Source organism: Sulfitobacter noctilucae, from assembly GCF_000622365.1.
Classification (GTDB): Bacteria; Pseudomonadota; Alphaproteobacteria; order Rhodobacterales; family Rhodobacteraceae; genus Sulfitobacter; species Sulfitobacter noctilucae.
Genome location: NZ_JASC01000014.1, coordinates 428,906 through 443,210 on the forward strand (window position 1 = coordinate 428,906; position 14,305 = coordinate 443,210).

General features: G+C 58.1%; 8 protein-coding genes. 2 read left to right on the top strand and 6 right to left on the bottom strand.

The genetic code is table 11. The annotated features are described in order from the left end of the window. Positions 1 to 3: 3 nt before the first annotated feature. The 4 genes from Z945_RS0112245 to Z945_RS0112260 all read right to left on the bottom strand — a co-directional run bounded on the left by Z945_RS0112245 (position 4) and on the right by Z945_RS0112260 (position 6,459). Positions 4 to 1,920 (bottom strand): cation:proton antiporter domain-containing protein, encoded by a 1,917-nt coding sequence (locus Z945_RS0112245; RefSeq protein ID WP_025052401.1) that lies wholly within the window; start codon positions 1,918 to 1,920, stop codon positions 4 to 6. A 30-nt stretch (positions 1,921 to 1,950) separates the two neighbouring features. Then, positions 1,951 to 2,406, bottom strand: a complete 456-nt coding sequence (locus Z945_RS0112250; protein ID WP_025052402.1) for an Lrp/AsnC family transcriptional regulator — start codon at positions 2,404 to 2,406, stop codon at positions 1,951 to 1,953. Between the two features lie 115 nt (positions 2,407 to 2,521). Further along, positions 2,522 to 5,014 (bottom strand): hypothetical protein, encoded by a 2,493-nt coding sequence (locus tag Z945_RS0112255; RefSeq protein ID WP_025052403.1) that lies wholly within the window; start codon positions 5,012 to 5,014, stop codon positions 2,522 to 2,524. A 155-nt stretch (positions 5,015 to 5,169) separates the two neighbouring features. After that, positions 5,170 to 6,459, bottom strand: coding sequence for an O-acetylhomoserine aminocarboxypropyltransferase/cysteine synthase family protein (locus tag Z945_RS0112260; protein WP_025052404.1), 1,290 nt, complete (start codon positions 6,457 to 6,459; stop codon positions 5,170 to 5,172). 272 nt (positions 6,460 to 6,731) lie between these two features. On the opposite strand from Z945_RS0112260, the gene Z945_RS0112270 reads away from it, so the two are divergent. Continuing rightward, entirely contained in the window at positions 6,732 to 7,319 is a 588-nt protein-coding gene (locus Z945_RS0112270) for a hypothetical protein (protein ID WP_025052405.1), read from the top strand. Positions 7,320 to 7,326: 7 nt separating this feature from the next. On the opposite strand, the gene Z945_RS0112275 is transcribed toward Z945_RS0112270, so the two are convergent. Next, positions 7,327 to 8,331 (bottom strand): hypothetical protein, encoded by a 1,005-nt coding sequence (locus tag Z945_RS0112275; protein ID WP_025052406.1) that lies wholly within the window; start codon positions 8,329 to 8,331, stop codon positions 7,327 to 7,329. Between the two features lie 358 nt (positions 8,332 to 8,689). On the opposite strand from Z945_RS0112275, the gene Z945_RS0112280 reads away from it, so the two are divergent. After that, positions 8,690 to 10,879 (top strand): hypothetical protein, encoded by a 2,190-nt coding sequence (locus Z945_RS0112280; RefSeq protein ID WP_025052407.1) that lies wholly within the window; start codon positions 8,690 to 8,692, stop codon positions 10,877 to 10,879. Between the two features lie 637 nt (positions 10,880 to 11,516). Here Z945_RS0112280 and Z945_RS0112285 read toward each other — a convergent pair. Continuing rightward, entirely contained in the window at positions 11,517 to 14,285 is a 2,769-nt protein-coding gene (locus tag Z945_RS0112285; RefSeq protein WP_161634092.1) for an AAA family ATPase, read from the bottom strand. Positions 14,286 to 14,305 lie beyond the last annotated feature (20 nt).

Below are 14,305 nucleotides of genomic sequence, written 5' to 3' on the forward strand. Positions count from 1 at the left end.
GCCTCAGGCCCGCTTCTTTTCGTCTTCGTCCCCGCGGTTCAGGAACGCCGTTTCAAGGTCTTTCTGCAATTCCTTTGCGCGTGCCACATAGGCCTTGTTCTCGGACGGGGCCACATCAGGGCGCCAGAGTGAAGCCAGTTCGCGGACCGACATGCGGTCATGCGCATAGAATATCCGTTCCGCCTCATGCGCCTCGTATTCAGATAGACCCATGTTCTCCAGCACATAGCGGCCTGCGCGCAATGAGCCGTCGAACATTTCGCGCACGATGTCATTCGCGCCGGCCTGGTACTGGCGGTAAACATCCGTTCGGTCATGCGCGCGCGTTACGATGTGCAGATCAGGACGTTCCTTGCGCGCATAGGCGATTAATGCCAGCGCCGCCTTCGGATCATCCAGCGTTACAACCAGCACTCGCGCGTCTTTCAGCCCTGCTTTGCGCAGTATATCGGGCCGGGTGGGATCGCCTAAAAATGCTTTGAACCCAAAGCGGCGCATCACCGCAATGGTTTCAGGATTGTGATCCAGCACCACGGTTTGAAAGCCACTGGCCTGGACCAGACGGTTGACGATCTGCCCGAACCGACCAATGCCTGCGATGATGACCGGACCTTCTTCGTCAATTTCATCGGGGATGAGCGGGCCGCCGGTCTCCTCCATCCGTTTACTGATCTGGTCATAAAGGATGAAAAGTAGGGGGGTGATCAGCATGGACAAGGCGATCACTAGCAACAGCGTTTCTGCCACGGTGTCCGGCATGACCCCTGTGGTGACCGAAAAGCTGACGAGGACAAAGCCGAATTCGCCTGCCTGCGCCAGTGCCAGCGCAAAGAGCCATTTGTCGCGCCCCCGTAGCCTAAAGATGTGGCCCAGAGCGAAAAGGATCAGTCCTTTGACGAGGATGACCAACAGCGCCATTCCGAAGATGACAGCGGTATCCCCAAAGAGCAGCTCGAAATTGATGCCTGCCCCGACGGTGATGAAGAACAGTCCCAGCAGCAGTCCTTTGAAGGGTTCAAGGTCGGTCTCTAACTCGTGCCGGAACTCTGAGCTGGCCAGCACGACACCCGCCAGAAAGGCACCAAGCGCAGGCGACAGCCCTACCAGCATCATCAGAAAAGAGATGCCGACAATGATCAACAGCGCCAGTGCGGTGTACATTTCACGAAGGTTGGCGGAATGGATAAAGCGGAACACAGGGCGGGTAAAGAAAACGCCCACTATGATGATTGACGCAATGGCCCCGAGTGTGACCAGCGTGATACCCCAGCTGGGCAGGCTTTGAATGAAATCAAAAGCGGCATCAACAGCAGCGGGGCCATGATGCCCTTCGCCGGTGGCATGAGCGTCGTCCAGTTTTTCGGGATCCAGTGTGATGGAACCGTCCGGCATCATCCCCATTACAGTTGATATCGCCAGCAACGGCAGAAAGGCGAGGATCGGGATCACCGCAATGTCCTGAGTTAACAACACGGAAAAGACAGAGCGCCCCCCGGTTGTCTGCATCAAGTTCTTCTCGGACAGGGTTTGCAGCACGATCGCAGTTGAGGAAAGCGCCAGTGTCAGACCGATGGCAAGGGCCACATTCCACGGCTGGCTGTAAACCATTGCGATCCCCATCAAGGCGGCCGCTGACAGGACAACTTGCAAACCGCCCAGTCCCAGCAACCGGTGGCGCATGTCCCACAACGCGCGGGGTTCAAGTTCCAGACCGATCAGAAAGAGCATCATCACAACGCCGAATTCGGCGAAGTGCTGTAAATCCTTGGTCTCGGACCCGACCAGACCAAGGACGGGACCAATCAGGATGCCCGCCGCCAGATAGCCCAGCACCGACCCAAGGCCCAACCGCGACGCGATGGGTACGGCAATCACCGCCGCTGCCAGATAGATCGTCGCTTGGAACAGGAAACCTTCCATGTCGGTCCTCTCAAATGCGCTGCGGCGCGTTCAGGTGGGCAAAGGCCCGTCACGTTTCAACTGGTCCATCACGATCTGACTGTGGACTCGCGACACTGCAGGATGAGACAGCAAAACATCGTGAATCAGCCGGTTCAGGCTGGGTAGATCTTCACAGTAAACCCTCAGGAGATAGTCTGCATCCCCGGTCATCGTCCACGCGCTCACGATTTCGGCACGGGTCGCCAAAAGCTGGGCAAAACTGCGCGATTGTTCGGGGCCGTGGCTGACCAGATGGACTTGCACGAAACCCTGAACATTGAGGCCGAGTTTCAATGGATCAAGGCGCGCGGTATAGCTTTCGATGTACCCATCCGCTTCAAGCCGCTGACGCCGCCGCCCTGCTTGTGACGGAGATAGATGCAATCGTTCGCCTAACTCCTGTGCGGTCAAATGGGCATTTTTTTGAAGCGCCGCCAGCAGGCGGTAGTCGGTTTGGTCGAGCATGATGCGTTACTTCCGCGTAGATTAAGCGACATATGCGGCAAGTTGGCAAGAAAGGCTAGAATGCAGACATAAATTCATGCATTTGAGCAGGCTGTCGCTTGATCGCTCAGGGGCGTCACCGAGGCATCTTGAGCACCAAGTTTCGCCCGCGTTTGGTATAGCGCAACTCGCCCTCGCCAATAGCCGAGACGCGGCCGCCGTCGATCTTGTCACCCACAACGACTTTGCGGTAGCGGCCATTGCTCAGACGCACCAGTGCACGGCGGTTTGACGGTTTGCCGTAGACTCCGATCAGGTTCACTTTGCGCAAGTTGATGGCGTTCTTGACCGTTGCTTGCCGCGCCACCGAGGTCTTGGATGGGATTTTTGGTGCAACAACGCGTGGCGCGACGGATGCGACGCGCACTTCTTGCTGCGGGGCGGCCCGCCGGGCGCGTTGCACGATACGCGCAAAGTTGCGTGGGCGCAGGTCAGGCCGGATGGAAGCGCGGACTGCGTATTTCGTGGCCCCGGCTGTGGGGTCGGGCGGCGTGAGAGCAAGTGCGACAGCGCCGTCGGTCACAATCGGCTCGGGGTCAGCGGCTGGCGGCGCGGCGGCCGCTTCAGCCTGTTGCTGAATAGATTTCGGACGCAAGGATGGACGGTAGGCTGCAAGCTCGGTCCGTGTCAGCCCGTCCAGATTGGCCCGCTCTGACTGTTCTGCCAGATCGGATGGACGTGGCTGCGGACGCAGCGCCGCAAGGGCCGTGCGCAGCACGTTGTCCTCCGGGACAGACTCAAACCGTGTCGGGACAACCGGCGGCACCAGCGGGGGGCGTCCCAGATACACGGTAAATCCATCCGGGCTCAGCGCGCCCTGCGCGGTGGGAATGACCAAACCCTGCGGGTTTAAGGCAAACTGGGTTCCAGCCGCTGCAGGCGACGATACAGTGGCAAGAACCAGATCGCTGTCAAAGCTGCTGGATAAGGGAAGTGCCACCGCATCGGTGGTCGTGCTCACGGGGTCGATGCTGGTGAGATAAAGCTCGTCCAGCCCGATCAGCGCGGCTGGTTCACCCGGCACATCGGGAGCCTGCGGCCAGATGCCCGTCGCGGCATAGCTTGCTTCGACATCGGCTGGTTCAAGCGGGGCGTCCGTACCGGGTTGCGTGAGATCCTGAAGCGCGTCCAGCACGGCGCTGTCTTCTTCGGTCAGGCTGGGGTCGAGGGCTGCAAGCTCGACCGGGTCCGCGATTGGGGCTGACGTGGCCGTGTCGGGAGCGACGGGAAGTTCCGAAGTTACGGTTGCGGTTTCGGGCGCGCTACGATCTTTGAACAGCCGCGACAGGCTGATGCCGTCATCCAGAAACACCGATGCCCAAGCTGCGACACCTGCTAGAAAAACCAAAAGCGCTGCGGTCAGGATTAGCCCCAGAAAGCGGGGTTTGCCGCCAACCTGCGATTTGCGTGCGCCGAAGATGGTCATGCGCTCGCGTTCGCTACCGGTTTCTTCGGTCATATCAGTGCTGGCGGGCAGGTGTGCCGTTGCGGCGGGCTTTGCCTTGCGGCGACTTAGGAACCCCGTAGTTGGCGGTGCATCTGTAACCGGGGCGACAATCGGGGCGGCGGGCGCGGCAGGTGGAGGTACGACAGCCGGGCTTGCCTCCGCGTCGATCTCGATCCGAGGGGCTGCGACCGAAACTTTCGGTGGATCGGGCAGGGGAGCGGGGGCGGAGGGCGTCTTCTGATCCCGTTTGACCCCGTCCAGTTGCGGCGCGGTAGGTTTATCGGGGGCACGACGACTGGCAAACCCGAGGTTTGCCGATGCGGCCTTGGGTTCTGCTACGGCACCCGCTGAAGAAGTAGCGGTTGGCGGCTCCGGAGCAGGGGGCGCTTTGATAGGTGTCTCTTCGCTTTCGGGACTTTCGTCCTCAGCTTCTGTGGCAGATGGCTCTTCGGTCGCACTGACGACAGCCTCTTCCACGGTCTCATTCGTCGGCTCGGGCGCTTTGGTTTCCGGCTCAGGCGCGGAAGCGTTTTCGGCCTCAGGCTCCGACACGACAGGGCCAGCGGGGGCTTTGACGTCGCCAACCACGACGACCGCGATGCCATCCGGTTCCACGGTCTCGCCCGGTTCGAGCAAGCTAGCGGCACCACTGGCGACGCCAAAAAACGGCTCCCCCAGATAGGATTGCGCACCGGGGATCGCGGCGAAACTGACGGGGTGGAAACGGTGTTCAGCGGCAAAGGCTTCGGCCTCGGCCAAGGTTTCGCGGGCCACGGCGGCGATATGGGTGACGTCGCCCTCGGCACTGATGTCAAAGGCCAGATCATCGACCGCATAGGGTGTGGCCCCGTCCAAAGCGGCGGTCGCAGCAGCACGTCGCGCGCTGTCATCCATCCCCGGTGTGTCGATGCTCAGATATTTGATCTGTTCATTCGGCAGCAAAACCTTGCTGCGCAGGCCGCCGGATTCCAGTGCCGTTGCCGTCCGGCGCAAGACCGCGAGTTCCGCGCTCATGTCCGCCGCATTCAGCGCCACATCGCCGACCACGCGCCATCCCCCAGCCGCCCGGTGCAACAGGCGAATGCCGTCGAAGGAAAGGGACAGGGCAAAACTCGGTTTCATCGCTACCACTTTGACACAAATATAGGGTGCCGCAAACATAGACACCAATTGGTTAAAGAATAACGGCTGGGACCGGACATGAAAAGGCCTGCGGCAGGTGGTTTCCTGCCGCAGGCCAGATGAGCGTCAATCAGCCCATGTGACATAGATTGATATCAGGCGGTGGCCTGCGCGAGTGCTTGATCCAGATCTGCAATCAGATCGTCGGCATTCTCGGTCCCGATGGAAATACGCACGACATTTGGCCCGGCTCCAGCGGCTTCCTGCTGCTCCGGTGACAACTGGCGGTGGGTGGTCGAAGCCGAGTGGATAACCAAAGAGCGCGTATCGCCGAGGTTGGCCACATGGCTGAAGATCTCCAACCCGTTAACCAGTTTGACGCAAGCCTCATAACCGCCCTTCACGCTGATGGTGAACAAGGCACCTGCGCCTTTAGGGCAGACCGTTTTCGTCCGTTCATAATAGGGTGAAGATTCCAGACCGGCATAGGTGACCTTTTCAATGCGGTCGTCCTGCTCTAACCAATTCGCGATTTTCACGGCGTTTTCGACATGCCGTTCCATCCGCAGTGACAGTGTCTCGGTGCCCATCAGCGTGTAATGCGCAGCCTGTGGGTTCATCGTCATGCCTAGATCGCGCAGCCCGATGGCAATGCCGTGAAAGGTAAACGCCAGATTGCCAAAGGTCTCGTGAAACTTCAGACCGTGATAGGCAGGCTCCGGCTGGCTCAGTGAGGGGAATTTGTCGGTCGCGGACCAGTCGAAGTTCCCTGAATCCACGATACAGCCGCCGGTGACGGTGCCGTTACCGGTGAGGTATTTCGTGGTGGAATGAACGACCAGCGTCGCACCATGTTCGATGGGGCGGCACAGAAACGGGGTTGCTGTAGTGTTGTCGATGATCAGGGGCACCTGCGCGGCATCGGCGATATCGGCAATGGCACGCACATCCATGATATAGCCGCCGGGGTTCGCGATGGCTTCACCAAAGACGGCGCGGGTGTTGTCATCAATGGCGTCTTTCACCGCATCCAGATCGTCGAAGTCGACGAATTTACATTCCCAGCCGAAGCGTTTGATCGTGTGGCTGAACTGCGTGACCGTGCCGCCATAAAGGCGCGTCGAGGCGACGATGTTCTTGCCCGGACCCATCAGCGGGAACAGCGCCATGATCTGTGCCGCGTGCCCCGAGGAACAACAGACTGCGCCGACGCCGCCTTCCAGTGTGGCGATGCGCTCTTGCAAAACCGCCACTGTCGGGTTGGTCAGGCGTGAATAGATGAAACCGACTTCTTGCAGGTTAAAGAGCGCCGCAGCATGGTCCGCATCGCGAAAAACATAGGCGGTGGTCTGGTAGATCGGCGTCTGGCGCGCGCCCGTCGCAGGGTCGGGCCGGGCCCCTGCGTGAATTTGCAACGTGTCAAAGCCGTAAGATGTATCGGTCATGCTGTTCCTCCTTGATAGCCCGTCTAGCGGGGTTGGGGCAGGGTTTATGCCATGGCCGCTGGGCAGACAAGGGAGCGCAGTGACTGGGGGACAGAGGTTTATCCGGCGACCTTTGACCAAGACGGGTGTTTTTTCGAGGAGGCAGGCAGGCAGAACATCCGTCTGCCATCTTGGATCAGAAGCCACATTGCCTGAACATACATAACAAGTATGTTGACGACAGCTGCCATTCAGCATACATGACAAGTATGTTTTGAGCAGGAGATGTCAAAATGGGTAAAATAGAAAAAATCAAAGCGCCCGAAAGCGAAGCCGCCACCAAGCGGATGGCGAGAAAAGCACGGCGCATGGAGGCCATCGCCAAAGCCTCGACCGTGACATTTACATTGGAGCCAGCAGTGCAGCGCTTTATGAGTGCGCAGGCCAAGGCCGCTGATATGAACATGACGCATTATATGCAGATGCTGGTGGAAACCCACGTCATCGCCACCGCGGATCAGAATGATCCGCTGGCCGTGCGTTTGGCCGCCAAACGCTTTGTCATCAATCACGCCGTCACTTTGGCGGGTGAAATGGACGCGGCTGGCAAATTCGAAGAAGACTTTATCCTGAAGGTCGTGCAAGAGGCGCAGACCTCGGCCGAGTTTACGGAGCAATACGCGCTGGCGTTAGGCGGTAAGGAAGCCGAAGGCACACGCGCTGCAAAGCGCGCCGCCGTGTCGCTGAACCAACAAATCGGCCGCGTGATCAAGAAAGCCGCCGGTGCACGCAGCAAACGCAATGAGCGGGGAAGGATCGCCCGTGCTACCGTGCAGGATGCGATCATCTCGACCTACACCTTGTTGGAAAAACCCAGCTGAAACCGGGTTAGCGGATCCAGAAACCGTTCTTTTTAATCTGATTGCGGATCATCTGTTCCTTGCGGGGCAGGTGATCCTGATCAAACAGCGCCCGCACCTTGTGGCCGCGCCCCTGATAGACAGTCCGTTTAATCGCATTCGACCCCTTTAACACTTTCTTAAGCTTATTAGGGGCTGCGATCTTCTCCAGCACGTCGATCACCCGTTCGCTCTCGCGCGCGTAGAGCAGGGGCAGGAAGCGGTAATGGCAACTGACCTCACCGTCCAGATAGCCCGGTGCCAGCGCATCACGCCCGCCCCCCAACGCGTGGATGACAAGCGGTAGGGCGACCTGATCAAGCCACGGGTCAAAACTCTGGGCGCAAAGCTCGACGGGCGGGCTATCGCGGATCGCCAGCGCGTATTCGAGAAACTTCGCCCCGAACAGACGCGGGCAGCGGTAATAGAAAAAGCCAGCGTTAAAGTAGAGATAGCGGCGCCAGTATTCATCTGGCTCGCTGAGGTCGAGACTGCTTTCGAAATCCAGCCCGAACTTGTCATAAAGCGATTTCCAAAGCGCGGTATATCCCGGACCATAGAGTTGAGGCTCTGGCCACGTCCCTTCGCGGCGCAGCGATGCGCTGGGCCGGTCAAAGTCGAAGGGCACCTTAGTGATATCGCCCGTAATTAGTGTATCCGTGTCAAAAAACACGAAAGGCTCGCCCTTGGGCAAAACCTTGAGCATCTCGATTTTGTTGCCGTAGGGATAGGTCTCACCGAAGTAGGTGTTGGTAAAGGGAATGATCTCGGCCCCGAAATCAACGAGGGCGGCGCGGATGTCGGCGTCTTTGATGCTGGGATCGTTTTTCCAGCGCACGCCCGCCTGGGGTTCCGCGACAATCAGCCGTCCTTTAAAACCGGGGCTGCAGTGTCGCAAGGAAGCGGCAAACAGCAGGGCCTCATATGCAAGCCTGCCATGTTGGCCGACGATAACAATGTTGAAGGTTTGCGGGACCGTTGCCTTGCCTGCCATGAGTATACTGCGCCTGTGTTTTTTCCCACCATACCCCGATTGTGGCCTTCGCAAAAGAATGCATTTCCGATCAGATCAAAAGGAGTCTCGCTGAAGCGCGAGGCGCTTTCTTCGCCGGATCGCGTTCAGCTTCACGACCAAACGAACGATTCGCAGCCGCCGCGCAACGCGCTGACCCTGCATATTCCACAGTAACGCGGCGCACCGTTTATTGCCGCCAAGGCCGAAACAATTCCCGTCACCAATCCCGACAAAACGGCGCCAATGGTGCGCAAATATGGCCAATTTGTGGTTTTGCGTGACTTGGAACAGGCGCTGCGGCTACCGAAACCTATTATTCAATTTGTCAGGAGCTGTTATGACAACCGCATCATCATCCGCAAAAGTCCCCGTCACCGTTACGTTGGGATGTGACCCGCAAGTCAACGTCATCCTGACGGAAACGCCCACCGGTGCGATCTTTGTTTCTATCGAACCTGCGGACCCGTCGCAGCCCATCGGTGACATCGACGGCATCTTTTTCAACCTTTCGGATGATAGCACGCTGGATGCGATCAACTTTTTCCCCGACGCGAATGGCGGTTCAATCTTCTCTCCTGTAACCGGTATCCAGGCGGCAGTGAATGATGTGGACACCCTGGCCAATGGCGCTCAAGTCGCGGACGGCTACGACATCGGCGTGCAATTCGGCACCGTTGACGATTCGACCGAAGGCACAGTACCGCAGGCAAACTTCACGATTTTCTCGGACAACGGACCCCTGCTGCTGGAAGATCTAGATCTCGACAGCCTTGCCACGGTCGTGAACTCCGATGATGGCAATGGCCTGGTGCTGACCACGGGCGACGCACCCGGTGATGCACCTGTGCTGGTATCCAAGGAGATCCTGTTCGAAGACTTTGACGATTTGCACTCGGTTACCGATTCCGACGCTGTGGAAAGCAACACCGGCTGGACAACCGCCTGGGACAAGCTGGTCACCAACGGCCACTACGATGGCACCGTGACGTTCGAGGAATTCGCAACCGAGGGCCCCGTCACGCTGACGATGGACCTGACGACGCATAACACCCATGTTTTTGAAAATTCCGGTCACAACGCCGACAGCCTCCGCGTGGAAGTGAACATCGACGGTCAAGGCTGGGTTTTGCTGGACGAATATCAGGTCAACGACCACGGCAATGCGATCGTCGGCTCTGAAACCGGCCAGTCCTTCAACGCGAATGGTGCAACAGTTAGCTACTCTGGTGGTATCCTTGATACCGCTCAGGACAGCGCGCAGTTCCGCGTCGTGTCAGACATCTCGGCCAACGACGAAGTGATCAAGATCGACAACCTGTCGATGACTGGCACCGAAGCTCAGGCAAGCGGCGGCACCACGACGCAAATCGTCGTCCAGGAAGCCTTGGCAGATGACTTTGATGACCTGCACCGCGTCTCGGATGCGGATAGCGTAGAAAGCAACACAGGCTGGACAACGGCCTGGGACAAGCTGGTCACGAACGGTCATTACGACGGCACAGTGACCTTTAATGAAGTCGCGACCGACGGCCCCGTCACGCTGACGATGGACCTGACGACGCATAACACCCATGTTTTTGAAAACTCCGGCTGGTCCGAAGACAGCCTGCGCGTTGAAGTGAACATCGACGGACAGGGCTGGGTCTTGCTTGACGAATATCAGGTGAATGACCACGGCAATGCCATTGTGGGCTCTGAAACTGGCCAGTCATTCGATGCGCATGGTGCAACGGTCAGCTACTCCGGCGGCATCCTTGATACCGCGCAGGACAGCGCACAATTCCGGGTCGTTTCGGATATTTCGGCCAACGATGAAGTGATCAAGATCGACAACCTGTCCGTGACAGTCTCTGACGAGGTTGTTGTGGAGGGCGGCGAAGTCTGCGTGCCCGAAACTGTGCTGAGCGAAGACTTCGAAGACATCCACACGCCCGAAGAGAGTGACGCAATCGCTAGCTCTGACAACTGGGCGGTTGATACCCATTATGGTGATCTGAATACGGACGGCCACCGCGATGGCACGCTGGAATTGGAAACCATTGAATCGTCCGGTCCGACCACAATCAGCTTTGACGCTGCGGCCGGCTGCATCAAGAATTTCGAAAACTCAGGCTCCAACGAAGACAGCCTGCGCCTTGAAGTGAAGATGAACGACGACAACTGGGTGTTGCTGGACGAATTCCGCGTGAACGATCACGGCACCGAAATGGTCGGGTCAGAAACCGGCCAGACCTTCGACAGCAGTTATTCCACACTGTCTTATTCCGGCGGCGTCTTGGATGAGGCGGACGGCGACGTCACGTTCCGCTTTGTCTCTGACATCTCGGCGACAGACGAAGACATCTACATCGACAACATCGAAGTCACAGCCTGCGATGCCCCTGCGGACACCGGCGATGACTGTGACGCGCAATACGACGTCGGCTATGTCGCGGGTGTGCCGATCCTCAAGCCGATCGACGAAGATCAGCTCAAGGACATGGATGCTGCCGAGGAAGATCTGCTAGAAGAAGATATGATGGTCTAGGTTCCGACCTGATCCATGATCCGGCCGCCGTCCTTCACTGGGCGGCGGCCTTTTTTTATTGGCGGAAGCGACCTGAGTTTGCTTAGGCGTCAACGTCTTGACCCTGGAAGAGCAGGGGTGTCAGCCGCACTGGGCCCAATAATCTGAATGTTGGGAAAAGTGGTGGGCGACCCTGGAATCGAACCAGGCGTGCGTCTCCGCGAGGGAGTTACAGTCCCTATGAAGTCTATGTATTTCAATAGGATATTTGTGTTTGGTCCCAAGCATTCTGCATAGATACGGAATACAGTTGGGACCAGCATTTTTTTGAGCGTACATAATGCGGCGCGGGGGTAAATAGCGACACGAATGGCGGATTGCGGACATTCGCTGCGTCAGCGAAAGTTCTCGGCCAGACTGGCAAAAGCGGCCCTTCAAGCCCTGGACGACCGAAGCCCGTATGCTATCTGCGCACCAAGGTCGGCTGTGCGCAGATAGCAACCTTTGCAAAGTCGTGGTCAGCGGGCTGCTTTGATGGGGAGAACGGCCCAGAGCTGCCTTTCAAGTCCCCACTGCACCCTGCAATGTAGCTTCCACGATGTTCTGTGTGGATGCAGGGAGCACTAAGCATCGGCGTTTGGCGGTGGAAGAAGCGTTTCTATTGTCGTTGGGATAGTGACTTATAGTAAGTTCTGGCCGCTCCCGGCGTAGGTTCGAAGGTGAAGCAATGACAATAGTCATCGATCGCCTGCATCACGCCGAGCAGGGATGGGCCGGAGAATGCCACTGTCTGGCCAGTGCCCCAATGGCTTAGGAAGTTTCCAACGATCGTCACCATGTTGGCGTTAAGACCCGCTTCCTGGGCCGCGTCGAGTTCGAGGCAATTGGCGGCCTTGTGCAGCTTGACGGCCGCCTCAATGGCTTTGAGGAATTCGCTCGACAATTGCTTGTCGTCGTTGAAGGCGATGTCCACCGGCACCGGGATCTTTAGTTTACTGATGAGATCGCTCAGTCGATATTCTAAATACTGCCGCACGCCTTCCTTGGCCGAGTCGACCTGACCGGCTTGAAGCATCGAAATGGTGCGATCGCGCACCTTGTTGACCGCTCCGGCCTGCGGAAGTACTGCAACCTGAGGTGCCCCCTCAAGGCGCTGGTGCCACCACGTTCCCGATCCGCTGTGCTTGTTGAATAGCTTTTCGAGCATTGTGTCATGGCTCAGCAGGATCACCTGCGGTCCTGTCGCGTTTCCAGGCCTCGCGAAGGTGGTTCTAATGAGTTCAACAAGAAAATGCTGGTGCCCAGCGTCGAAGCTGGAAGTTACATCATCGAGAACTACGAATTTCGGCAGTCCGCCGTAAAGAGATGCGGCCGCCAAATAGAGCGAGATCGCGAAAGCGTTGCGGAAGCTCTCGGAGAGAAGCGCCTGTGGTGAGACGTTGGTTAGCCCGTGAAATTGGGTAAGGCTGATGCGCAGATCCTCGCCATTTGCCTTCTTAGAAACGGCTGGCTCGACGCCGTGAAACGCCATCTTCCTAAAATAGTCCTTGAAGACAGGTTCGACGGCAGCAAGGCGAGCCTTGCTCATACCTGCTTCCGCTGTCGCGAAAGTCTTGGAGGCAGCAATGAGAAACTCACGAACTCGATCGACACAGTCGACTCTTGCGGCTTCTTTCGCAATCACATTCTGGGATATCTCGAGCTTATTCCAGCTATCCTGCAAGCGCCGCGCGGTCTCCACTTTCGTGGTCACTTCGACTGACGACGGCGGCAATTCTGTTTCGAGGTGGGCCTGCTCCGCTGCCAACTGGGCATCTATCTCGCAAGCTTTTGTGCGCAGCGCCGCAAGATGCTCCGCCAACGCCTCTGCTTCCGTTTTGGTGATTGACCCGGCGGCGGCTTGGGTATGCAGAGCGGCGAGCAGACGTTTTTCGGCGTTGGGCTCCATCGCGGATTCGAGTTGAAGAAGCTCAGTCCACCCGGACTCGCTCCATTCCGTCGCCAGCGCCCTAGCCGCCATATCCAAGGCCTCGAACTCGGAGAGCTTGGAGGCGATGTGGTCCTGCAGGCTGTGAGTTCCCGCCCCATCGCAAAGCGGGCAAAGATGAGGATCCTCCCACGGTTCTGTTTCCATGACCTTCGAGCCTGCCTGATAAAGCTGCAGCATCAGATCGCCGGCAGTCCTTGCCAGCGTGTCCTCCCGCTGGGCGGCAACTGTGGTAAGCTGCGCGGCCCGCTCCGCAGTTGGTGCCTCATGATTAACTTTAGCGAGATCGCCACGCTCTCGGATGCAGGCGCCAAGGCGCTCGCGTTTCGACCCACCCTCGGAATCCTTGATCGCCTCGATGCAAGCGTCAATGTCGATAGCTGCGAACGACTTTCGTTCACAAACAGGTTTCAGCGGCGCGATCTGGGCCAGTGCATCTTGGCACTTCTCTTTTGCAGCCGTTGCATGCAACTCCCCTAGGGGCATGCCAACTAGAACCTCGTAGTCCTTGGCAATTGCTGCTGATAGTTCACCGGCGGTCCGCTCTTCGCGCGTCTTGATTTGTGCATGGGCGGCAACGCTGAAGTGATTGTTGAACGCGCGCGTGTTCGCCAGACCCGCGAGGGCTTGGCGAAGGGCGCTGTATGCCGATAGCCCCAGCAACCCGGAAAATGTACGCCCGCGATCGAGTGGCGCCGCATCGATGAACTTTTGAAATGTCGGTCCATCGAGGAATACGAACTCGCGATTGAGCGCAGTCAGAAGTACGCTGGCGTCCCAAGGTGCGGTGGCTGCAACCGAGCGAAGACCTTGCCTGTTCCGGCTGACGGTGATCACGCATTTCTCTCCGCCTGGTTCGGCGACGAGCCGGAGCTTTATCGTGGACTGACCGGTCGAGTGAAATCGGTTCTGGTAGTAGTCTTCATCCCGCTCGGCGGCGGGGAGTTCATCCAGCCAAGGTAGCTTTCCGGTAATCGCGTAACGCACGGCGTCGTAGACGGATGTCTTTCCTACGCCGTTCACCGCGGAGATACTACTGACCTTGGCGGGCTTCAGCTTGAGCTCAAGGGGTTGCCCCTCATTGTTCACGCCTCTGAAGCCCTCGATCGAAACGCCTTCAAGTAACCAGCCGGTCACTGGCGGCAAGGGCGCGGCCAATGGCTGGGCGGTAGCCTCGTTGGCAAGTACTGCTTCGGCCTCTACCTCGCTTGCGTCTCTGTCCTCATTGGGCGGCGCAGCACAAATCTCGAACAACCGATCCCAGAATTCACCCGCCTTGTACGTTCCCCCAAGAAGCGCCGACATTTGCTGTCGCATATCCGCTCCCAGTGCGGAGTCCATCTGGTCGATATAGTTACCGAACACGGATAGATTGTCGTCGAGACTTGCATTCTCGTCGAATGCTAAAGCCGCCGCATGTACAACCATTTTATACGCCACCCGTTTTTGCCCTTTTCAAC